19 protein-coding genes are annotated in these 22,176 nt (G+C 64.9%); 8 read left to right on the top strand and 11 right to left on the bottom strand.

Going from position 1 to position 22,176, the window contains the following annotated elements:
• Nucleotides 1–44: 44 nt before the first annotated feature.
• From VGM20_05340 to VGM20_05360, 5 genes are all read left to right on the top strand, one after another.
• Nucleotides 45–827 (top strand): hypothetical protein, encoded by a 783-nt coding sequence (locus VGM20_05340; protein ID HEY4100285.1) that lies wholly within the window; start codon nt 45–47, stop codon nt 825–827.
• Nucleotides 824–1,348, top strand: coding sequence for a hypothetical protein (locus VGM20_05345; protein HEY4100286.1), 525 nt, complete (start codon nt 824–826; stop codon nt 1,346–1,348). Before VGM20_05340 ends, VGM20_05345 begins: the two co-directional genes overlap by 4 nt.
• A 196-nt stretch (nt 1,349–1,544) precedes the next feature.
• Complete coding sequence (locus VGM20_05350; protein ID HEY4100287.1) at nt 1,545–4,157, top strand: hypothetical protein; 2,613 nt, start codon at nt 1,545–1,547, stop codon at nt 4,155–4,157.
• Nucleotides 4,154–4,567: a hypothetical protein gene (locus VGM20_05355; GenBank protein HEY4100288.1), complete on the top strand. Its 414-nt coding sequence runs from the start codon at nt 4,154–4,156 to the stop codon at nt 4,565–4,567. The genes VGM20_05350 and VGM20_05355 overlap by 4 nt, the downstream gene beginning before the upstream one ends.
• A gap of 725 nt (nt 4,568–5,292) precedes the next feature.
• Nucleotides 5,293–5,757 carry a hypothetical protein gene (locus tag VGM20_05360; protein HEY4100289.1) on the top strand — a complete coding sequence of 155 codons (465 nt, stop codon included), beginning with the start codon at nt 5,293–5,295 and terminating at the stop codon, nt 5,755–5,757.
• Nucleotides 5,758–5,989: 232 nt separating this feature from the next.
• Here the strand turns inward: VGM20_05360 and VGM20_05365 are convergent, their stop codons facing one another.
• From VGM20_05365 to VGM20_05375, 3 genes are all read right to left on the bottom strand, one after another.
• Nucleotides 5,990–6,259, bottom strand: coding sequence for a Txe/YoeB family addiction module toxin (locus tag VGM20_05365; GenBank protein ID HEY4100290.1), 270 nt, complete (start codon nt 6,257–6,259; stop codon nt 5,990–5,992).
• 7 nt (nt 6,260–6,266) lie between these two features.
• Nucleotides 6,267–6,548, bottom strand: a complete 282-nt coding sequence (locus VGM20_05370; GenBank protein ID HEY4100291.1) for a type II toxin-antitoxin system Phd/YefM family antitoxin — start codon at nt 6,546–6,548, stop codon at nt 6,267–6,269.
• Nucleotides 6,549–7,198: 650 nt separating this feature from the next.
• Nucleotides 7,199–8,332 carry an FAD-dependent oxidoreductase gene (locus VGM20_05375; GenBank protein HEY4100292.1) on the bottom strand — a complete coding sequence of 378 codons (1,134 nt, stop codon included), beginning with the start codon at nt 8,330–8,332 and terminating at the stop codon, nt 7,199–7,201.
• A gap of 192 nt (nt 8,333–8,524) precedes the next feature.
• Here VGM20_05375 and VGM20_05380 point away from each other — a divergent pair, with 192 nt between their 5' ends.
• Nucleotides 8,525–10,153, top strand: a complete 1,629-nt coding sequence (locus tag VGM20_05380; GenBank protein ID HEY4100293.1) for an alkaline phosphatase family protein — start codon at nt 8,525–8,527, stop codon at nt 10,151–10,153.
• Between the two features lie 14 nt (nt 10,154–10,167).
• Nucleotides 10,168–11,520 (top strand): cytochrome c peroxidase, encoded by a 1,353-nt coding sequence (locus tag VGM20_05385; protein ID HEY4100294.1) that lies wholly within the window; start codon nt 10,168–10,170, stop codon nt 11,518–11,520.
• On the opposite strand, the gene VGM20_05390 is transcribed toward VGM20_05385, so the two are convergent.
• On the bottom strand, nt 11,495–12,052 hold the full coding sequence (locus VGM20_05390) for a Uma2 family endonuclease (protein HEY4100295.1): 558 nt from the start codon (nt 12,050–12,052) through the stop codon (nt 11,495–11,497). The two genes, VGM20_05385 and VGM20_05390, sit on opposite strands and share 26 nt — an antisense overlap.
• Nucleotides 12,053–12,296: 244 nt before the next feature.
• Here VGM20_05390 and VGM20_05395 point away from each other — a divergent pair, with 244 nt between their 5' ends.
• Nucleotides 12,297–12,683 carry a prepilin-type N-terminal cleavage/methylation domain-containing protein gene (locus VGM20_05395; protein HEY4100296.1) on the top strand — a complete coding sequence of 129 codons (387 nt, stop codon included), beginning with the start codon at nt 12,297–12,299 and terminating at the stop codon, nt 12,681–12,683.
• A gap of 12 nt (nt 12,684–12,695) precedes the next feature.
• On the opposite strand, the gene VGM20_05400 is transcribed toward VGM20_05395, so the two are convergent.
• From VGM20_05400 to VGM20_05430, 7 genes are all read right to left on the bottom strand, one after another.
• Entirely contained in the window at nt 12,696–14,048 is a 1,353-nt protein-coding gene (locus VGM20_05400) for a hypothetical protein (protein ID HEY4100297.1), read from the bottom strand.
• Nucleotides 14,049–14,119: 71 nt separating this feature from the next.
• On the bottom strand, nt 14,120–15,505 hold the full coding sequence (locus VGM20_05405; protein HEY4100298.1) for a hypothetical protein: 1,386 nt from the start codon (nt 15,503–15,505) through the stop codon (nt 14,120–14,122).
• A gap of 137 nt (nt 15,506–15,642) precedes the next feature.
• Nucleotides 15,643–16,713 (bottom strand): hypothetical protein, encoded by a 1,071-nt coding sequence (locus tag VGM20_05410; protein ID HEY4100299.1) that lies wholly within the window; start codon nt 16,711–16,713, stop codon nt 15,643–15,645.
• Between the two features lie 12 nt (nt 16,714–16,725).
• A complete protein-coding gene (gene secA, locus VGM20_05415; protein HEY4100300.1) occupies nt 16,726–19,872 on the bottom strand; it encodes a preprotein translocase subunit SecA in 3,147 nt (1,048 codons plus the stop codon).
• On the bottom strand, nt 19,869–20,459 hold the full coding sequence (gene nadD / locus VGM20_05420; GenBank protein ID HEY4100301.1) for a nicotinate (nicotinamide) nucleotide adenylyltransferase: 591 nt from the start codon (nt 20,457–20,459) through the stop codon (nt 19,869–19,871). Before nadD ends, secA begins: the two co-directional genes overlap by 4 nt.
• A gap of 1 nt (nt 20,460) precedes the next feature.
• A complete protein-coding gene (gene bamD / locus VGM20_05425) occupies nt 20,461–21,267 on the bottom strand; it encodes an outer membrane protein assembly factor BamD (protein HEY4100302.1) in 807 nt (268 codons plus the stop codon).
• A gap of 8 nt (nt 21,268–21,275) precedes the next feature.
• Nucleotides 21,276–22,169 (bottom strand): hypothetical protein, encoded by an 894-nt coding sequence (locus tag VGM20_05430; protein HEY4100303.1) that lies wholly within the window; start codon nt 22,167–22,169, stop codon nt 21,276–21,278.
• Nucleotides 22,170–22,176: the final 7 nt, after the last annotated feature.

Raw genomic sequence — 22,176 nt, forward strand, 5'->3', positions numbered from 1 at the left:
GCGCGCCGTTGCGCGCACTGCGGCGTCGGTGTTTGCACGGCGTCGTGGGCGCACTTGCGCTCGCGGCGTTTGGCGCGGCCGCAACTCCGGCGGCGGCGCAGATCGCGATCGACCGGACCGAGATCCAGTTCCGGGCCGAGCCGGGTGAGCCGACCGTGGCACTGATCGGACTGCACAACGAGGGGAAGGAACGGGTCCAGGCGGTGGTGCGGCTGGAGGACTGGGACCGCGCCAGCGATGGGACGAACAACTGGTATCCGTACGCGACCAAGCCGGGATCGTGTGGCAAGGCACTCGACGTCTTCCCGCTCACCGTGTCGCTGGAGCCGGATGCGCGGCAGAGCATTCGCGTCAGGATGGATTCGACCGTGCGGGCCGATCACGAATGCTGGGCCGGCGCGATCGTCGAGACGGTGCAGCCGCATGTGGTCAACGGGCGAAACGTGGCGTACGTCCTTCGCACTGCAACGAAGATCTACGTTGAGCCGCCGACGATCGCGGCCCATGGTGAAGTTGCCGCACTCAAGGTGATCAAGAGCGATTCGGCGACGGGAACTTCAGTGCCGGCCGATTCCGCGGTGGAACTCGAATTCAACAACACCGGTGCCAGGCACCTGGTGACCAGCGGCGAGATCCAGTTCCGCCGCCCCGACAATTCGATCGCCGAGACCGTGAAGCTCCCGATGCTGTACACGCTTCCCGGGGCGAAGAGCACGGCGCGCGTTGCGATGCCGAAGCTTGCCGCGGGGCGGTACGTCGTGCTTGCCGTGCTCGATTACGGCGGCGACGAACTGGCGGCGGGGCAGATCGAGTACGAGGTCAGGTGATGGAGAATCGCGGATTGTGTAACGGCCACTCGATTGTCGTGGCGTTGCTAGTTAGCGCGCTGGCTGTGCCGTGTTCGGCGCAGTCTTTTTCGTCGGGGACGCATCTATCTCAGACGATCACCACGCCAACGGCAACGGAATATGACGCCGGCGCCACTACTGCCACGCCTGCAGCAACGAATTTCTCCGTCACGATCAGCGTTCCGACCGGCGGTGGAAGCAACCCGCACTACGACTTGACCTTGGCGCGCGGGACCAATCTTCAGGGGCAGCTGCTTGATATTCAATGGCAGATTGTGAGCGTCAGTAATGCGACCAACTGTGGAAGCCCTGCGGTTGGAGCGCCATTCGCGGAAATAAGCAGCTTGCCGATTTTGACAATGGGGAAGAACAGCTCGCCCTGTACTGTGACCATTGCATTTCGCGTTGCGGGTCTGTCGTACGCGGTTCAGGATGTGGGAGCCGGAGGCACTTTCGCCAACTTTGCACAAAATGTCGTCTTCACAGTGACGACCCGGTAACGACGTGATGCGTCGCACTGTCCTCGGGATTCTGCTAGCGTGCACCTTGTGCACCGGGCTTGCGAGCGCGCAAGAATCCTCGCGCCCGGCCGGGCCACACGTCGTCGCAGCCACATTCCCGCGCCCGGACGGCGAAGTCCTCACCGCACCCGCCGTCGTCGCGCGCGCGACACCGCGCTCGTTCCAGATCATCGAAGTGACGATTCCACCAGCAATCGCATCGACGCAATCGATTCCCTACACCGTCGAACCGTCGGGATCGACGCCGGTCGTCAGCCGTCGCAGCGGAACGATCGAGCCGGCGAAGCCTGGCGCACCGGTTGGACCGCGTTCGCTGCTGGTGACGTTCTCGATTCCGAAGCACGCGCCGGCCGGGATGGTCGAGGTCGCACGGGTGAGGTTCTTCCCGCCCGGTGGTACGCCGATCGAAGTGCCGGTCAACGTCCTCGTCGATGCCAGCGAAGCGATCCAGCTGACGGTCGGTGAAGCATTGCACGGCGTTCACGCCGGTGAGCGCTTTCTGTTGACCTACCGCGTGACGAATCTTGGCAACACTCCGGAAACGGTCGAAGTCAAGGCGGTCCTTCCGGCCGGGTGGACGCTCTACGCCACCGGTGCCGCGACGCGGCTCGGGATCAACGGAATGATCGAGCAGCAGATGACGATCGGCGTGCCACTCAACGCCGGGACCGGAGCTTCGAACCTGCGACTCGTCGCCTACGCCAACGGCGCGCCAGTTTCGACGGCCGAGGCGTCGGTCGATGTGGTCGACAGCAAGGACAACCTGGCCAATGGACCGGTGGTGTCGACGGCGATGTCGTTCGGCTGGGATCCGAATGGCACGATGGCGTCGGGGATTTCGGTGGGAGTCGCCGGGCATCTCACCGATTCGATCTCGATCCAGGCGCGCTTCTCCAGCACGCCGCGAGTCGCCGGATCGAGCGGCTACGCGCTGTCGCAGGCCGGCTTCTATCAGACGCCGCCAATGCTGCAGCTCACCGCTCCGCGCCTCCGTCTCGGCCTCGGCCTCACGGGAGAGCAGTTCTCCCAGCTTACCGGCTACAGTGTCAACGGCAACGGTATCTCGGCCGACGTGACTCGCGGGAAGTGGCAGGCGTCGATGCTGGTCGCGAATCCCGGATATGGCCAGCTCCCCGACAGCGGGATTCTTGCCGGCGGGCGCGTCGAGATGAACGCCGGTGCAGTGACCTACTCCGGTTCCGCGACGCACCTCGTCGACAACCAGGGTTCGCTGCACCGGTCGCTCGATGCGCTGTCGGTCGGCGCCACGCTGCCGCAATTCCTCAACGGGACCGCCGCAGCCGAACTTGCCGAACGATGGACAGCCGAGGGAGTGGCACCGGGCTGGACGACGTCGTATGCGCGGAACACCGCCGGCGACAACCTGTCGCTGCGACTGCTGCACGCGCCGGGTGGAACGAGTGCCTTTGCGCAAGCCGCCGATCAGATTCTGGCGTCGGGCGGGCGCTCGATCACGCATCACCTGTCGGTGAGCGGTTCGTACACGATGTCGCAGGACGACGCCGGCGCAGGGTTCGGCGAACTCACCAGCCACAGCTGGAGCGCGGGCCCGCAATTGCAGGTCTCGCGCGCGCTCGGTTTCTCAGTGTCGGCCCGGCAGACGGCGTTTGCGGCGACAGGGACCAACGGATCGTTCAGCAACGGGGAGACCGGAACCGATATCGGCGCTTCGTTCCGCACCGGGGCGATGTATGTCACGTCGTTCGGATCGCTGGTGCAGGCGTCGAATGCGACGTCGATGCCCGACGGCGGACGGCTGGTGCAGGATGGACTTCGCCAGACGCTCAACGCCACGGCAGGGGTCGGCGGCAATCACGGTACGTTGGAGCTCAACACGCAGCTGTCGCGCAACAATGCATCGCTGGGGCAGATTCCCGAGCAGCTCGACGTGACACTGCGTGCCGATCGCGTCCCCCTCATCGCGGCGCAGCACATGCGCGTCTTCCTTTCCACGTCGGTGCGCCGGTCGTACACGCCGGGGTTCATCACGCCGAGAACGTATGAGACCGCGGCAATCGATGCGGAGCTGCCGATGGGGCTCTCGATCGGCGTGAGCGCCCAGCGGAATCCGTTCCTTCTCGCCGGCACCACGTCGGGCGGCTGGCTCTACGGTTTGCGCGTGGGCCGCGGGACGGCGCTGCCGCGGGTGAGCAGCAGCGAAACGCGCGGCATCGTCTACAAGGATCTCAATGACAACGGCGCCCTCGATCCGGGTGAACCCGGTGTATCGGGAGTGGTCGTACGGCGCGGCAATGAATCGGCGATCACCGAGGCCGATGGTTCATACCGCTTCCTCGGAATGACGCGCGACTCGGTGACGCTCGATCCGTCGTCGCTCAAGGTCGGGATGATCGCCGGCTCTGTGAGGCAGCACGCCAACCGGCGCGAAATCGCCGTGGTCGCGGTGTCGCCGGTGGAGATCGAGCTCGACCGTTCGGGAAGTGATCTTGTGCAGGCAGATACCAGCGCCCTCGCCGACATCGCCGTCCTGGCCCGGGATGACAGCGGCCGAGTCTGGGTGTCGCGGCGGAGCAGTGCGGCGGTGGCGGTGTTCGACGCCTTGCCTCCTGGGCACTACACCGTGCAGATCGACCTCGGCGATTCGCAGGAGAAGCTCGAGACGCGCGCGGCGCTTCCGGTATTCACGGTGAACGGGACAACCGCGGCGAAGCGGGTGAAGGTGGCGCTTTTCGCGCGGCCGGTGAAAGTGAAGAATCTCGACCAGCCGAACGCACCGCCGGCGCCAGATGGCGGAGTGCATCAGTGAAGCGGGCCGCGATGCTGGTAATCGCCGCGATCGCAACGGCCGGGTGCCAGATGGATGCGACGGCATCGTGCTCGGCCGTGCCGAATATCGTGGGAACGTGGCGCTACGCCGCGACCGAATCGTCGCCGGTACATGCGAGCATCGCCGGGACGCTGTCGATCACGTCGGCAAGCTGTGATGGGATCGTCGGATCGATGGATGTGGTCGAATCCGACCAGGGCGGCGGCCAGCAGCGGCTCGCAGGCCCTTTGACCGGTCAAGTGGTCGATGGAGCGTCGTTCCAGTTCTCGGCGTTCGTGGACGGAAACGCGCGACAGCACCTTGCATCGGTGGCGGGTGATTCGGTGTCGGGAAGCTGGGTCGAGTCGGCGGCGGCGGCGTCTGGGACGTTCGGAGGGCGAAAGGAATGAAGCGCTCGCGCACTCTACCGGCGGTCCTGATCGCTGCCTTCCTGCTCATCTCGGCAACGCGCTCACCGCTCGTTTCACAGTGTACAGGCGCGACATGCACTGTGACAATCAACATGACTGTGAAACCGGTCCTGACGATTGATCTCACCGGCAACAATGCGAACACGGCGCTCGGAACCCCTGGCCAAGCCGACTTCGCTGCTGGTGGCCTGACCGCGACCGGTCCCACGGTAACGATCAAGGCGAACGGTGGGTACGCTGTATCCGTTGCGGCGACTAAGGCAACATTTGACTACGCCGGCGCCTTCAACAACCCTTTGAAACCGGCGTCGGATCTGACATGGGCTCCCGGGGTCGGCGCAGCACCTGGTTCCTGTTCGGGAGTCACCAGCTTCGGTCATAACGTTGGCGCAAGCACAAATCTGATGTCTGGCAGCGTTGGTGCCCCGGCGACAAACGTATCGCCTCCGTCGCAGACGCTTTGCTATCGAACCCTTTGGACCTTCGCCGCGTCACCACCCGGAACGTATACCATTCACGTGGTCTTTACGCTGTCGGAGCCATAGACGGCCCAAACTCGCGGCGGTTGGCTGCCGCGAGCCAAACACCACTGCGGCGCTATACGACGTCATCCGCGACACAATGACACGATTCCATAATTGGTTGCCTTTGCGACCGGTGCAGCGAGCTTGCACGCCGATGCAGTCGGCTTGCATCGGGATGCAATGAGCCCGAACGCCGATGAAGTCCGCGCGCATCGGGATGCAATGAGCCCGAACGCCGATGAAACCCGCTTGCATCGGGATGCAGTAAGCCCGAACGGCCGTGAAGTCCGCTTGCATCGGGATGCAGTAAGCCCGAAAGGCGATGAAGTCCGCTTTCAGCGAGATGCAACGAGCCCGAACAGCCATGCAGTCCGCTTGCATCAAGATGCAGTGGACCCGAACGCCGATTCGATCGTCGCGAATGGCCGTGAAGAGAGCTCTGCGGCAGTCGAAGTCGTCGTTGATGGATATGAGAAGGTCGTTGAGGCAGATGAACTGGGCGCGCACGACCGTGCGATGAGCTTTATCGGCCATGCAATGATCGCGCATCGCCATGCAGTGAGCTTGCACGCCGTCGAAGTGAGCTTGAACGGACCCGATACGGGCGCGAAGGCGTATGAAGTCGCCTTGCAGCGCCGTAGATGACAGCGAACGGCGATGCATTGAGCTTGCGGCGTCATGCAGTGAGCCCGGAGCGCCATGAGATCGTCCCGACGAGGGTCGATACGGACCCGCAGCGACATGAAATGGTGTCGATTCGCCCATAGATGACCGTGAATGGCCACGAGAAGGTCGCGCAGAGGTTCGAGGAGCTCGCGAATCGAGACGAGAAGGTCGTGAAGCGGGATGAGACGGGAGCGATCAGGCGCCGACAGTGCTAATCGTAGTGGTAACGTGCTTGCAGGAACTCGATGCGGTCGCCGAACACCTCGTAGATGAGCCGGTCGGCTTCGCTGACCCGCCGCGACCAGACGTTGCCGCCGAAATGCTTCAGGTGTTCAGGCTTGCCAATACCGGCGAAGGGGTCGCGAAGGGTCGCGTCGATGAGGTCGAGCACCCGAAGGGCTGTCTTCCGGTTGGTCTCCACCCAGTATCGAATATCGTCGAGACATTCGTTCTGAATGACGGCGCGCCTGGCTGAAGGCATACCGGGTTCAGCGGGGGAGATTCAGTTCACGACGCAACGATGCGAGGTCGGTGGGCTTGCTCCGTCCACTCCTGGCCCGGGTGAGCGCAGCAAGGAGCCGAGCTGCGTTGGCTGGCGAACGCAGCAGGTATGCCGTCTCATGCAGGGAGGCGAGCTCATCGGCCGGGATGAGCGCCATGTCCTCGTGACCGCGTCGCTCGATGACAGCAGCTTCTCGGGAATTCTCGACCTCGTCCCAGAGCGAAGCGAGGTTCTCACGGGCGTTACTGTAGGTTGTCTTGATGCTCATGGGTGCCCCGGATGACTTGTACAGACAACCTGTACAATACGCGCTTCAGTGTCAAGCGGGTCCGGCCAAGACACAGCGCCATGGGTAGTGAGGCGGACCGTGGAGAATCATGTGAATGAACCAGCGCTGATCTCCTTGCCTCCTATACGCGCCCCATCCCGCTCCTGGCTTCGCATGTCGCTGCTGGTCGCGAAGATCGCATCGCTTGGCGCAATGGCCGGCGCATTGGCTGGCGCCGTTGCAGCCGCCGGATGGCTGGTGATCTTTGCGCCTCGCGACCTCGGCGCAGTCGCTCTTGGCGCACTGATCGCCGCCCCGATTGGCGCAGTCTTCGGTGCCGTCCTCTTCCCGCTTGCAGGCTTCACCGTGCTGCGGCAGATCCCGCTCTGGCGGATCATCGTACTGACCCTGGTCGGGGCATCGGCCGGAGGGATCATCGGCGCGCAGTATTTGGGATCGGCGTGGCTCGTGGGTCCGGTGGTCGGGTTCTGCGCCGCGGTGAGCTGGCTGGCGATTCGGGCCCGCGGAAAGAAGTTGCCGTCGTCAGCCGTACTCTGTGCTGTCGCTTTGCTCGTTCCCGCCGCCCGGATCAACGCCCAATCCGCGCATGACGAATTGCTGACCCGATCACGGCTTCGCCTCTACTGTCGCTACTCCCCGAACCACCGCGCTTCTCTCGACGAACCGAACTTCTTCTTGTCCGCCCGCCGCTCCTTCGACGGCTCGATGAACTTGCCGGCCGGTTTCGGTCCAGAGAAGAAGTCGATCTCGACCGTACCAACTCTCCCCGCGCCAAACTCGATGTAGCAATGCCCGGCGCCGAGGTACGGCGAGTGCGTGCCGCTGCCGGCGAGGTTGGCGATGATCGACGTTGCCACCGCGCGCCCCGCCCCTTCGGCAAAGACACCAGCCTTCGGCGCGCCGGTGAAGGAGACGTCGCCGATGGCGTAGACGCCGGGCCACTTCGTCGCCAGCGTCTCGCGATCGACCTTGATCCACCCGTTCTCGGTCATTCCGCTCGCCTCGACCACTGCTGGCGCCCGATGGACCGGCACGCCGAGGAAGAGATCGAATGGCAATTCACTGCCGTCGTTGAGGACGGCGACCTTGCGCGCTCCATCGAGCGACGCCACGCGCCGGTCGGCAACGCAATGGATCCCGCGCTCGGCGAAGGCATCGAGGAGCGCGCGCGACGTTTCCGGTGATGGGGGGATCGGCACAGCGAACGGAATCACCAGGGTGATCTCGCAGCGATCGCGCACTCCCTTCGTCACGAGGTTGTCGTGCAGCAGGAGTGCCGCCTCGCTCGGCGCCGGCGGACACTTGTACGGTGCGCCGCAGACGCCGACGACTGCGCGTCCACTGGAGAAACCGGCAATGACGTCGCGCAACGCCGTGGCCCCCGCGACGGTGTAGAACTCATGGCCGGCCTCCGCGAGCCCCGGTGTCGCGGCGAAGTCGTAGTCGGCGCCGAGGGCGACGACGAGGATGTCGGGCTCGAAGGTACCAGCGTCAGTGGTGACGCGGCGCGCGACCGGATCGATCGCGGTGACGGTCTGCTGCAGGAAGCGAAGCCCGGGCTTGAGGATCCGGCGGTACGGGATCCGGACGCTTTCGGGCGTGGCGTGCCCGAACATGATGTCGAGCTTGGAGAATCCGAAGACGAAGGTGTCGCTCTTGTCGATCAGGGTCACGCTGACTTCGTCGCCGAAGCGCTCCGAGAGCGACGCTGCCAGTTCGAGGCCGCCAAAGCCGGCGCCGAGGATGAGAACTTCCTTCGCCATCGCGTTGCTCCCGTGGAGTGGTGGTGACTGCGACTGGATTGTACACCGTCCAGCCGGCCGACGTGAGCGGCGCGTGACTCCGGCGTGACTTCATGGTGACGGTCGTTCACTAGATACCCAGCACCCCATTCGTCGCCGCGGCGCCCCCGGTTCCACTCGCCCCGGTCATCCCGTGCTGGAGTCCGTCGCTCGATGCAAATCGACCGCCCGTTCGCCGCCGTTGTCGCATTCGCCGTGGCCGTCGCCGGCTGCACGTCGCGCCCAGTTTCCCCGGACGCCCTTGCCACCGCCACACCGATCAAGCACCTGGTGGTGATCTTCGACGAGAATGTCTCGTTCGATCACTACTTCGCCACCTATCCCGTGGCGCAGAACCCGGCAGGGGAACCGGTGTTCACGGCCGCGGCCGGGACGCCGACGGTCAATGGTCTCAAGGGCGACCTTCTCTTCCACAACGCCAACATGACTGCGGCTCGCAACGGCGACCTGAAAAGCAATCCGTTCCGGCTCGATCGCTCGCAGGCGGCGACTGCGTCGCAGTCGCACCTCTATACCGCGGAACAGATGGCGTATCACGGAGGGATCGCCGATCTCTTCCCCTATTTCACCGGCCAGGGAATGATCGGCGGCACTGGCAGCTTCTCCACGCCATCGGTGGTGATGGGGTACTACGACGGCAACACCGTGACGGCGCTGTGGAATTACGCGCAGCATTTCGCGATGAGCGACAACGCCTACAGCAATCAGTATGGACCGTCGACGCCCGGGGCGATCAACCTGATCTCCGGGCAGACCAACGGCGTGCAGGTGGTCAAGCAGACCGACTCGAGCTGGTACGTCCGTGACGGCCAGGGCGGTACGACGCTGATCAACGACGTGCAGCCGGCGCACGACACCTGCTCATTTCCGTACGACGCCGCGACCTTCACCGGGAAGAATATCGGCGACCTGCTCAACGCCCGCGCGGTGCCATGGGGATGGTTCGAGGGAGGGTTCGATCTCTCGGTGAAGAACGGCGACAGGAGTACCGGTTGCGCCCGGATGAGCCGATCGAAAGTGACCGGCCTCGGCTCGTCGGATTATCTCCCTCATCACGAGCCGTTCCAGTTCTACCCGTCGACCGCGAATCCGAAGCATCGGCGCCCCGCATCGATCGCCGCGATCGGCGTCTCGGGCGACAGTGCCAATCATCAGTACGATCTCCATGATTTCATCGACGCCGTGCAGGGCGGCAACTTCCCCGCGGTGTCGTTTCTCAAGGCGGCCGCGTTCCAGGACGGCCACGCCGGATATTCCGATCCGCTCGACGAGCAACGCTTCGTCGTCGAACTGCTGAACTTCCTGCAGCAGCGTCCCGAGTGGAAGGGCACCGCCGTGGTCATCCTCTACGATGATTCGGACGGATGGTACGATCATCAATTCGCGCCGGTTGCCAACGCCTCCTTCTCCCGCGCCGACCATCTCGACGCACTCGGCGCCTGCGGAACGAAAGGGACGACGCCGCAGCTCGGCGGCGTCAGCGGGAAGGGACCGGTCGACGGGCGCTGCGGCCCCGGGACACGACAACCGTTCCTGGTGATTTCGCCATACGCGCGCACCAACTTCGTCGATCACACCCTGATCACGCAGGCGTCGGTGCTGCGGTTCATCGAGGACAACTGGCTGAATGGCGTCCGGATCGGTGGCGGGTCGTTCGACGCGACGGCCGGGGACATCCGCGGGATGTTCGATTTCACCGGCGCCACGCGCGCCTCCATGCTCCTCCTCGACGACTCCCTCGGCACCCCGACGACGCAGCCGTCCGGGGCGTTGCCGCACTAGCGCACGCCAGGACGATGATCGACGCACGGCTGCACGCCTTGCGACGACTCACCGTCGCGGCGATCGGCGTCGGCGTGGTGCGCTGCGCGTCGCACGACAGCGCCCCTCCCCCGCCAATCGGCGCGAACGCGCACCCGGTCACACTTCTCCGTCCCGCACGCGGACCGATTTCGCCAGTCGCCACGCTCGGCCGGGAGATCTTCTTCGATCCAGCGCTCTCCGGGTCGGGACGGATCTCCTGCGCCACCTGTCATGATCCGGCGCACGAGTATGGGCCGCCCAATGATCGGGCGGTGCAGCCCGGCGGAATGACGGGAGGCAACAAAGGAGTGCGAGCGGTGCCTGGCCTGCGCTACGTGGCGTTCGTGCCGCCGTTCAGCATCGGTCCCGCGAACGACGCCGCGGAGAATGCTGGCGCGGCGAGGGCTGCGGTGCAGTCGGCGGGAGCTTCGAGGGTCGCCAAGCGCGCGGGCGCGATGATGGGCGCGTCGTTGGTGCCGAGTGGCGGACTCTTCTGGGACGGGCGTGCCAGCACGCTGCAATCGCAGGCGACCGGTCCGCTCTTCGGTCACGCCGAGATGGACGGAGGGAACATCATCACTGTGGCCAATCGACTGCGGCAGAGGTATGGCGAGCGAATGGCGCAGCTGTTCGGTGAGGAGACGGTTGCGACACCTGCCCGTCTGGTTGACGAAGCGCTCTTTGCCGTGGCGCGGTTCGAGCTCGAAGACTCGTCGTTCACTCCGTACTCGAGCAAGTACGACGCGTACCTCGAAGGAAAAGCGGTGCTGACGTCCGTCGAGGCGCGCGGGCTCAGTGTGTTCGAGGATTCGACAAAGGGGAATTGCGCGGCGTGTCATCTTGACCGACCGGGGCCGCAGGGCGAGCCGCCAGCGTTCACCGATTACGAGTACGAGGCGCTGGGAGTGCCGAGAAACGATTCGTTGGCGGTGAATCGGGATCGCGAGTACGCCGACCTGGGGTTGTGCGGACCGGCGCGGCGCGATCTCTCGGCGGTCGCCGCCTACTGCGGACTCTTCCGCACGCCGTCGCTCCGGAATGTCGCGACGCGGAAGGTCTTCTTTCACAATGGTGTCTACCGGACGCTGGCGGACGTGGTGCGATTCTATAACCTGCGTGCGGTCGATCCCGGGGCGATCTATGGGCGAGATCGGTCGGGACGGCTTCGCGGGGACAGCGATCTGCCGGCCTCGTTTCGCGGCAACATCGATACGATCGATGCGCCGTTCAACCGGCGATCAGGCGAGCGGCCGCCGATGACCCGAGAAGAGATGGGCGACCTGGTCGCGTTTCTCGGGACATTGACCGACGGGTACCGTTTCAGTGGATCGTCGGACCGACGTTGAGCAAGTGCGCCACATCGACGGTCACCGACTCATCCAGCGCCGGATGACGCCAGTCGAACGAGCCGCGCTCGATCACGGGGCGGGTCGCGTCGGGGGTCCATACTTCGATCTCGCGTTCGTCGATGTTGACGATCCAGTACACCGGAATCCGCTGTTCCTGGTAGAGCCGCCGCTTGGTGAACCGGTCGGCGCGGCCGGTGGATGGCGAGAGCACTTCGACCACGAGCAACAGCTCCTCCACATCGGACCACCGCCCGGTGCGGATGGATTCATCGAGATCGGCGACAAAAAGGTCGGGCTGGACGAGGGTATCGTCGCTCCAGGAGATATCGGCCGGCGAGGTGAGGAGTGCTTCGAGGCCGTGGCGCACGAGATACTGAAAGAGGACGCCGGTCAGTCGCGCAATAACGACCTGATGCCACAGGCCTGGAGCGGGAGTCACGAAGAGCTTACCGTGGACGGTCTCGTAGCGCTTCCCGTCTTCGGGAATCGCGCGAACGTCGTCGGCAGTGAAATACGCCGGTAGCGCCATGGGCATAGTATCGTCTCGGCGATCGGGGGACGGCAAGTCTGATCCACGCGGCGAATCTGTCGCCGTGACGGCGGGAGAGCGGATCATTTCTACTGGAGGGTGATTCTTTCCACGCCCCCTGCCGATCGACGATCCAAACTGATACTTTTCCGTTCAGGTGGCCGTTTCGTGGCCGCCGCTTCCCGGTACAGACCGATTCGATCGCGAACGCGAACCGTCCTTCACCCTTACTCGCGGACCACTCATGCCCTCGAGCCGGCGCGGCTGGACCTTGATCGAACTCCTCGTGGTGGTGGCGATCATCGCCATTCTCGCCGCGATCGCCCTGCCGCGGATGGCGGCGACGAAGGACAAGGCGCGGATGGCGTCGATCATCAGTGACATCCGCAACTCCGAGACGGCAGAGACGTCGTACTTCTCCGATTTCCAGACATTCGGCACGTTCGGACAGCTGCAGACGGCGAGCAATTTCAACCTGACCAGCGGCAACACGATGACGATCACCGCCGGGGCGAGTGGCTACACGGCGACAGCGACCAATTCACAGATCTCGAAGGGGGCGACGTCGTGCCATATCGAGGTCGGCGGCGGGGCGACGTCGGGGGCGGACGGGCTGATTCTCTGTCCGTGAGTGCTGTCGTGGTTACTGCACCCCGTTGTCCGGCGGGAGGGTGAAGCGGAGGGCGGCACTCGATTGATGTGTGTAGCAGCCGCGGAAGAAGTAGAGTGCGTTCGCGGATCGGCTGACCGACAGCGCCCCTCGAAGATTGGTATTGCAGGTTGCTTCGTAGCTCTGGGGAGCGTCCAGCCGCCCGACGACACGGAACGTGGCCCGATCGAGGACGAGCACCTCGGACGAAAGCGCCGGGTTGCCGGGTTGGGTCGCCGTCAGGGTCAGGACGTAGACCAACGGCCGCGCGGGGTCGTACGCGACTTCGTATGCGTTCGCGCTGAACGTCGTGTCCTGCAGGACGGTGCCGTCCGACGCGTTCAGTTGGATGAGCCGACCCGATCCAGATCCGGTCATCGCAAGGAATGACCCGTCGGCTGAAAAATCGGCGCCGTATGCTCCTCCGTCCATCGGCACGTGGAACGCCACATTGCCACTTGGCAAATCGAGCACCGGAATTCCGGCGCTGCCAGAGAGATCCGGCGTCCCCGTCGCCCGGTCGTGCCTCGGCGAGATATATGTGCCCGTCCCATTTCCAATAAGCGCCAACGTCGTTGTCGGCGTGCCACCCTCAGGCGCGGTCGAGTCGACATTGGCGACCACGTACCCGCCCGCTTTCCCTGCAACGAACCAGGTCGTCGGGGAGAGCCGCATGATGTCACGCACCGGGCCGTCAAGAAACACGTTGGGCGGCGACAGCGGTACCAAAACCGTCGGGGAATCCAGACGCACCCGGAAGAACGCCTGGGGCGGGCCGCTGAACGGCTCGTCCGGGCCTTGCACGATGAGCGCGCTGTCATCGGCATAGGTGAAGCCAGGCCCGTACAGCCCGAAGCCAAAGCCACCGTGACCACCAAGACCGCGGATCGGTGTTATCGCATGGGTGTCGAGATTGACTACGTGAATGATGTCGCTGTCATCGGTCCCCATTACCATCGCATGCGGCGTTCCGCGCGGCCATGCATACGTGTCCCAGTCGTTCTGGATCGGATAGCTGGTGCTGTCGGCATAGCCGTACACCGTGATCGGATCGAGTGTCTTGACGACGGCCGCGAACTGGAGTGAGAGCGGATAGCTCCCCGCCATCGTCGAGGGTGGGAGATTGACCGAGAGTGTCGTATCGTCGACGCGGTGCAGCACCAGCGATGTGCCGTTGAACTGCGCCACGCCGGTCGTGTCGATCGCGCCGTGAAAGGCTGACGAGCGGATTGTCACCGTCGAACCCGCCCAGATGTCGTGCGGTCCGACAGTGAAGGTCGTAGCTGGAGGGGTCGTCGTCTGGTCGGGCGAGTTGCTGCTGCAGGCGGCGACCAGGAGTGCGGCCATTCCGACAACGAGCGGAAAGAAGGTGCCGCGGCGGCTGCGGCGAACGGATCGCCTGGCAGACGTCGTATGGCTCATTGGATCCCGCTGTCCGAAGGGAGGGTGAAGCGCAGTGCGACCGATGGTGTCGTGTAACACCCTCGGAAGGCGTAGAGTGCATTCCCCGAACTGCTCACCGAGAGCGCGCCGCTGAAGTTGGTATTACAGGTCGCGGCGGAATTCTGCGGCGTTTCCATCCGCCCGACAACGCGGAAGGTACCGCGGTCAAGGACAACGACCTCCGATTTCAGCACCGAAGAACCCAGGTCGGTGACCAGCGTCCAGACGTACAGGAGCGGGCGAACGGGATCGAATGACGCCAGATAGGTATTGGTGCTGAAAGTCGTATCGTGCTGCATGGTTCCATCGTTTGCGCTTACAACCATTAATCTGCCGAAGAACCCTTCACGTGCCTGGCTTCCCCCCGTCATTGCGAGGAGTGACCCGTCGGCCGAAAAGTCGGCGCTGCTCGCACCAATCGGCATCGGTACGGCGAACGCAACGTTTCCGCTTGGCATCGCGAGGACCGGAACACCGGCGCCAGCCACTATGTGGTCGGGCGCGTAGGTCGCGCGGTCGTGTCGCGGCGACATGTACACGCCCCACGCGTCGCCGCCAGTCGGCAATGGCGTGATCGTCCCGGCCGAGAAGGGATCGGTCGAATCGACGTTCGTCACAACGACGGAGCCGCTCTTCCCCGCCGCAAACCACGTCGTTGGACCAAGTTTGAGCAGTTGGTGTGGCGGCCCGTCGAGACCGACGTTCAGCCCGAGCTGCGGAATAAACACCGGTGGTGACACTGCGTGGATCAGCGCGTACGACGGAGGCGAAGAAGGTGTGGCGGGCTGGACGACGAGGGCGTTGTCGTCGGCGTAGGTGAAACCGGGGCTGTCGAGGCCAGTGTTGGCCCCGTGGCTGCTGAGACCTGAGATCAGGGTAACCGCATGGGTATCGAGATCGACGAGGTGAATGACGTCGCCGTCATTGGTCCCCATCACCATCGCATGCGGCGTTCCGCGCGGCCATGCATACGTGTCCCAGTCGTTCTGGATCGGATAGCTGGTGCTGTCGGCATAGCCGTACACCGTGATCGGATCGAGTGTCTTGACGACCGCCGCAAACTGGAGTGAGAGCGGATAGCTCCCCGCCATCGTACTAGGCGGAAGATCGACCGAGACGGTCGTGTCGTCGACCCGGTGCAGCACCAGCGATGTGCCGTTGAACTGGGCTACGCCGGTCGTGTCGATCGCGCCGTGAAAGGCTGACGAGCGGATTGTCACCGTCGAACCCGCCCAGATGTCGTGCGGACCGACAGTGAACGTCGCTGCTGGAGGAGTCGTCGTCTGGTCGGGCGAGTTGCTGCTGCAGGCGGCGACGAAGGCAATTGCAATAACGGGATAACGCGACGGGCGGATCGTCATGGAGCCGGAACCTCGTGGTGGCTTGAGACGCAGTGTACCGGAGGATCACGCAGCCGGCTCACAATATTCGCAGGTACCGGCATCCACAAGAGCGGGACTTCTCATATTGCGCCGGCTTGGCGCGGTGCCTGCCGCCGTCAGTGAATCAATCCGGTATCCAGAAAGATTGCGTCCGGCCGTCCAGCGCCGATCGAGCGCTCGAGCACGACGCTGCTTGACGTCGGCGAGAGCTGCGCACGAAGGAAAGTCCGCGCGTCGCGCGCCAGTTCGGTCACGTCCTGGCTATCGAGATCGAGCCCGTAGAAGATCGAACCGGTCGGCGAATTCGTCGTCACCAGGCAGAACGTTCCCTTGCAGGAGATGTCGGCGATGGTGCGAAACGGCGCGGCGGGGATCTGCGCAACCACATTCGCAGTCCCACCGGCGACCGCGACGCGGCGAATCGTCGTCGAATCGGAGTCGTGCGAAAAGATGATCGACGCGCCGTTTTCCGCGAGCGAATAGTGGCTGGCATCGAACGTCCCGGTGACAAGCTGCATCGGAGCACCGCCGGTGTTGCCGCGGTAGACGCCGAGCGGCATCATGAATCCCAGGACATTGAGGTTGATCCCCAGCGCAAGAAAGTCTCCGGTCCCGACCCAGTGAAGATCAGTGAGCCAGTCGACCTGGGTCGAATTGAACGGCGAGATCCCGAGGTGATCGTGGTACAGCGTCTGGAGCTTGCGAGGCGCAGGCCCGGCATCGCCAGTCGTGTCGGCAAACCAGAGCTCTGCGTGCCATCCGAGCGGAAACGGGGTGCAGATGCATGGAATCGGCGCCGAAGGATTCGGCCCGATCGCCTCGACGTAGAGCAAGCGCGCGCCTGACCCGAGCGAGATTGCGGGGAATCGTTCGGCCGAATCGGGTTTGGCGATCATCGGCTGGCGCGACTCGCAGCGACTCCAGTTGACCGACCCGCTCACCGGAGGCTGCATGTCGATCGCGGAGATCGTACCCGACGGCGGCGGATGAATGGTGAGGCAGCGGCCGGAATAGAGGATCCCGGCACCGTCGTCGGTCCACGTGGGGTTGGCACCGATGCTGTCGATCGTGATCTCGGCGCCCGGGGTCCGTGGGCCGATCGCGCCGTAGTTGGCGCCCGGGAAGGAGTCGGAGTGGCAGGCGAGGATGAGCAGGATCGCAATCGCAGGGAATGCCCGCCGATTCATATACCCTCCTTGTTACTGCCCCGCTCCGTGGCACTTCTTGTACTTCTTCCCCGACCCGCAGGGACACGGATCGTTCCGCCCCACTGGTGCGCCACCCACCGGCGCCGGTGCACCGATCGCGCCCGCGGGGGTGCTGATCCGCGGTGGCGGAGCGCCGACGGTGCGGGTCGGCGGCGCGGTGAAGAGATCGTCGGACGACGGCCCGGTCGCAACGGTCGGCTGCTCGATCCGCCGCGGCTGCGGTGGAGGAGGCGGCGCATCGGCGGTGACCTGGATCTTGAGGTACCGCTCCGCGAAGGTCGCCTGCATGTCGCGAAGGAGGTCCTCGAACATCTCGAACGCTTCCTTCTTGTACTCGACCAGCGGATCGCGCTGGCCGTAGGCGCGGTACTGGATCGCGTTGCGAAGTTGATCGAGATCGTAGAGATGATCCTTCCACTTCTCGTCGAGCACCGCGAGCATCACCTGTGACAGCACCTGCAGTTCGACATCGGGGACGCCGATCCGGGTTCCGAATTCCTTGAGGTAGGCGATCTTGCGATCGAACGCGACCTCGCCATCGGCGCGAACCACGTCGACGATCGATTCGATGGTCGGCGTCGCCTGGGCATCGAGAATCGATTCCGGCCCGAGCATGAATTGCATCAGCAGCGCCGATCGCAGGCCGGTGCGATCGTATTCCTCGGGGTTCTCGGTCGAGCCGAGATAGTCGGTGACGGTCCGGTTGACGGCGGCGCGAATCATCTTGAGCGCTTCGGCCTTGAGTTCCTCGCCGCGCTCCAGCGCAAAGAGCCGCGTCGAGTAGATGACCTCGCGCTGCTGGTTCATCACGTCATCGTATTCGAGCAGTCGCTTGCGGGCCTGGAAGTTCTGCAGCTCGACGCGCTGCTGCGCGCTCTCGATCGCGGCGGTGATCAGCTTGCCGGTGATCACCTCGCCTTCCTCGGCGCCGCTCTTGTCCATCATCCGGGCGATGCGGTCCGACCCGAAGAGGCGCATCAGGTCGTCTTCGAGCGACATGAAGAAGAGCGACACGCCGGGATCGCCCTGACGGCCGGAGCGGCCACGCAGCTGGCGGTCGATCCGTCGCGACTCGTGACGCTCGGTGCCGATGATGTGCAGGCCGGCCTTGTCGCTGGTCAGGTCGAGGACCGGATCGAGTTTGATGTCGGTTCCGCGGCCGGCCATGTTGGTCGCGATCGTGATGGCGCCCTTGCGCCCCGCGCCGGCGACGATCTCGGCTTCACGCTGATGGTACTTGGCGTTGAGCACTTCGTGCGGGAGGCCGCGGCGCTTGAGCTGGCGCGACAGCGTCTCGGAGATGTCGACGCTGGTGGTGCCGATCAGGACCGGCCACCCCTCGTTGTGAATCCGCTCGACCTCTTCGGCGACGGCGTTGTACTTCTCGCGCCGCGTCTTGTAGATCTGGTCGACGAGGTCGGCGCGCCGGATCGGCTTGTTGGTCGGGATGACCGCGACCTCGAGCTTGTAGATCGTGTAGAACTCGGTCTCTTCGGTCTCGGCGGTACCGGTCATTCCGGAGAGCTTCTCGTACATCCGGAAATAGTTCTGGATCGTGATCGTGGCGAGGGTCTGCGTCTCGCCCTTCACGGTCACCCCTTCCTTCGCCTCGACCGCCTGGTGCAGCCCGTCGGACCAGCGCCGGCCGTGCATGATGCGGCCGGTGAACTCATCGACAATGAGCACCTGCCCTTCCTGCACGATGTAATCGGTTTCGCGTTCATAGAGGGCGTGCGCCTGCAGCAGCTTGTGGATGATGTGCAGCTGCTCGCTCTTCGCCGCGTAGTCGGCCTCGACCTGCTGGCGCTTCGCTGCCTTCGCCGCCGGATCGAGTTCGTCGTCGTGCTCGATCTGGTGGATCTCCTGCGAGATATCCGGCACGATGAAGAGACCCGGGTCGTGCGGCGAGAGCGCAGCCGATCCCTTGTCGGTGAGGTGGACCGAGTGGCCCTTCTCGTCGAGGACGAAGTAGAGCGATTCCTCGAGGTCGCGCATCTGCTGCTGCCGCATCGCCATCTTGCGGTCGGCGATGTAGTCGAGTTCGGTGCGCTGGACGAGCTGCTTGACGCCGGTCTCGTTCATCAGCTTGAGCAGCTTCTTGTTCTTCGGCGCGCCGAGCTGCGACTGGTACAGCTTGATCCCGGCGTCGGCCTTCGTCTTGTCGTTCTGCAGCAGCCGCTCGCCCTCGGCAACGAGGCCGCTGACGACTTCGTTCTGCAGGCGGACCAGGTCGCCGACCTTGGCGTTGTATCCGCGATAGTGCACGCTGTCCTCGTCGCCGACCGGCCCGGAGATGATCAGCGGCGTGCGGGCTTCGTCGATGAGGATCGAGTCGACTTCGTCGATGATGGCGTAGACGTGGTCGCGCTGCACCCGCTGCTCGAGGGTGAAGACCATGTTGTCGCGCAGGTAGTCGAAGCCGAACTCGTTGTTGGTGCCGTAGGTGATGTCGGCGGAATACGCGGCCCGGCGGTCGGGCGACGACGGCTCGGTGTCGTCGAGACAGGCGACGGTGAGGCCGAGGTACTTGAAGAGGTGCCCCATCCACTGCGAGTCGCGGCGGGCGAGATAGTTGTTGACCGTGACGAGGTGCGCGCCGCGCCCCGGAAGCGCGTTGAGATAGAGCGGCAGCGTGGCAACGAGGGTCTTCCCTTCACCAGTCGCCATTTCGGCGATGCGGCCGCGATGCAGCGCGATCCCGCCGATCAACTGCACGTCGTACGGCACCATGTTCCAGATTTGCGGTTGCCCGATGACGTCGACGGTGGTCCCGACCAGCCGGCGGCACGCTTCGCGAACGGTGGCGTATGCCTCGGGAAGGAGTTCGTCGAGGGTGTTGACGACGGCCTGTTTCCAGGCGTGCTCCGCCTTCTGCAGCTCCTGATCGATCGCCTCACGTTCGACGGGATCGGCGCAGCCGTGCTTGGCTGCGCGGAGGCGGTCGACCTCGGCGCGGAGGGTGTCGGTCTTCTCGGCCAGGATCGCGCGGAAACGGTCGGTCTGTCCCTTGAGCTCGGCTTCGTCGAGCTGGGCAAGGCGCGCCTCATGGCCGTGAATCGACGCCAGCACCGGCTGGAGCCGCTTCACTTCCCGTTCCTGGCGCGATCCGAATACCGATTCGAAGACCTGCTTGATCATTCCCTGCCACTCCCGTAGAGCTGTGACGCCACAATGTAGTCGGCCACCGCCGGGTGAACCCAACCTGCCAGCGACCGTCCCCGAGCGGCCCGTTCGCGGATGGCGGTCGACGAAATCTCGAGAAGCGGGACGTCGATCGCGACATCCCCTTGCCCCCCGGGAAGCGCTGCCGCGCCGCCTGTCGTCGCGGGGCGCCGGAAGACCCCGATCGTCGCGATCGACCGGATCGCCTCGGGTTCGCGCCACCTGCTGAATCCTGCCGCGGTGTCGCTTCCCATCAGCAGGACGAGTTCGGTGTCCGCTGCTTCCGCTCGCAACTCGCGCAGGGTATCGATTGTATACGACGGCCCCGGGCGCGCGAGTTCCCTGCCGTCGGCGACCAGACCCGCCACACCATCTACCGCCAATTCGACCATTCGTAACCGATCCGCCGGGGGCGCCGCGTGGCGACCCTCCTTGAACGGCTGCGTCGCGGCGACGACGAGGCGCACGGCGTCGAGCGCCAGTGCTTCCAGCGCCGCCCTCGCGATGATCAGATGCGCGTTGTGGATCGGATCGAACGAGCCGCCCAGCACGCCGATACGCACGTCAGGGACCGGCCGGCTTCCCGGCGTGCGTCGCGTCGGTGGGTGGCTGGGCCGCGACCTGCGGACATGAGGATCGATACTGGGGCGTCGTCCCCCAGTTGGTCCCCATGTAGGTACAGATGTCCTTGAGATCCTCGGCGTAATTCAGTTTCCGGTACGCCTTCACCAGCAACGCGAGGGCATCGGGGGCGACCGTCGCGCGGGGGTACTGGAAGACCAGGTTCTTGAGGTAGAGGATGGCGGCTTCGTACCCCTTGAGCTTGAAGTAGAAGTTGGCCGACTTGTAGTCACGCTCCGCAAAGCGATTCTCGAGCTCGCGCAATTGCGCCTGCGCCTTTGTTGCCGCGGGCGTGTTGGGATAGCGGGTGATCACCTCGCTGTCGACCGACTGCGCCGTGACGGCGTAGGTCGGATCGAGGTCGGGGGCGCGCCAGAGCCTGAAGTAGGCATCGGCCGCGCGGAACAGCGCTTCGGGAGCGAGCGAATCGGTCGGGAATTCGTCGACCAGGCGGCGATACTCGCGCACCGCCTGCAGCGAGCTTCCTTCGCGGGCATAGAGGTCGCCGAGATAGATCCGCCCGAGGAGGACGCGCCGGTCGCCCGGGCTCATCTCGAGTTCGACGCGATCGAACGCCGCGGCCGCCTTGTCCCACTTGTGGCGGTTATAGAAATCCATCGCGACATTCCACAACGAGTCGACGGTCTTCGGCGACGCGTTGAGTGCCGTCAGCGACACCTTGGGCGGGCGATAGTGATGCGTGCAGGCGCCGAGGAGCGCGAGAATCGCGACGAGCGAAACCTTCGACATGCGGCGCACTACGGGCGAGCCACCGGCGTCGTGTCTCCGGCGAGATGCGGGGTGACCTGCACCAGCCGGGCGAGCGCCATCTGCGCAATCGTATCGGGCGGTTCGTGCGCGGCCGCCTGCTGCCAGCTCACCCGGGCGCCGGTGCTGTCGCCCTGCGAGGCGCGCGCGTCACCAAATCCCACCAGGGCACGCCGGCCGACTGCACCCTGCGGGTCGAGCCGCGCAGCGTGATCGAACCACCGTTCGGCATCGCCGGGGCGCGCGGCGTTCATCGCCTGCAGGCCGAGGCCCAGGTCGCACCATTCCAGTGTCGTCGCGGCGGAATCCTTCGACGACGCGCTTTCCGATTGACGCAGTACACCCTCCAGGATCGGCACCGCTTCACCGCACGCCCCGCGCGCGCGGTCGGCGACACCGAGATCGACCAGCAGTGGATCGTGACTCACCCGTCCCGATGACGCGGCGAGGACCGCGGGAATCAACTCCGCGGCATCGGCCGGCGGTATTGCCGCCAGCGTTCCCGGGCCGAGTGCCAGGCGCCCCGGCGGCCATCCGGGTGCTACGCGGCGCAAGCCGAGGACGGCGGCCTGGAGCGCGGCATCGTTGCCGTCGTGCTGCGCCGCTTCGGCTACCCGCGCCAATCCGCTGGCCGCTTCGCCCGCGCGCGACGTGTCGCCGGTGCCGAGGGCAGTCCACGCCTGCGCCGCGACGAGGAGCATGCCGCCCTGCAGCGCCGCGTCGGCGAGCTTCGCCTGGATTCGCGGTGACTGCCCGGCGGCGCGATAGGCGGTGACGGCATCGCCCCATCGTCCTTCGTGCCATGCATCATCGCCCAGCCGTTCCTTCCCGGGCTGGCCGATCGAGCACGCACCGAGCAGCACGGCGACCAATGGGAGCCGCAATCTCGCA

The organism is Gemmatimonadales bacterium, assembly GCA_036500345.1.
Classification (GTDB): domain Bacteria; phylum Gemmatimonadota; class Gemmatimonadetes; order Gemmatimonadales; family GWC2-71-9; genus Palsa-1233.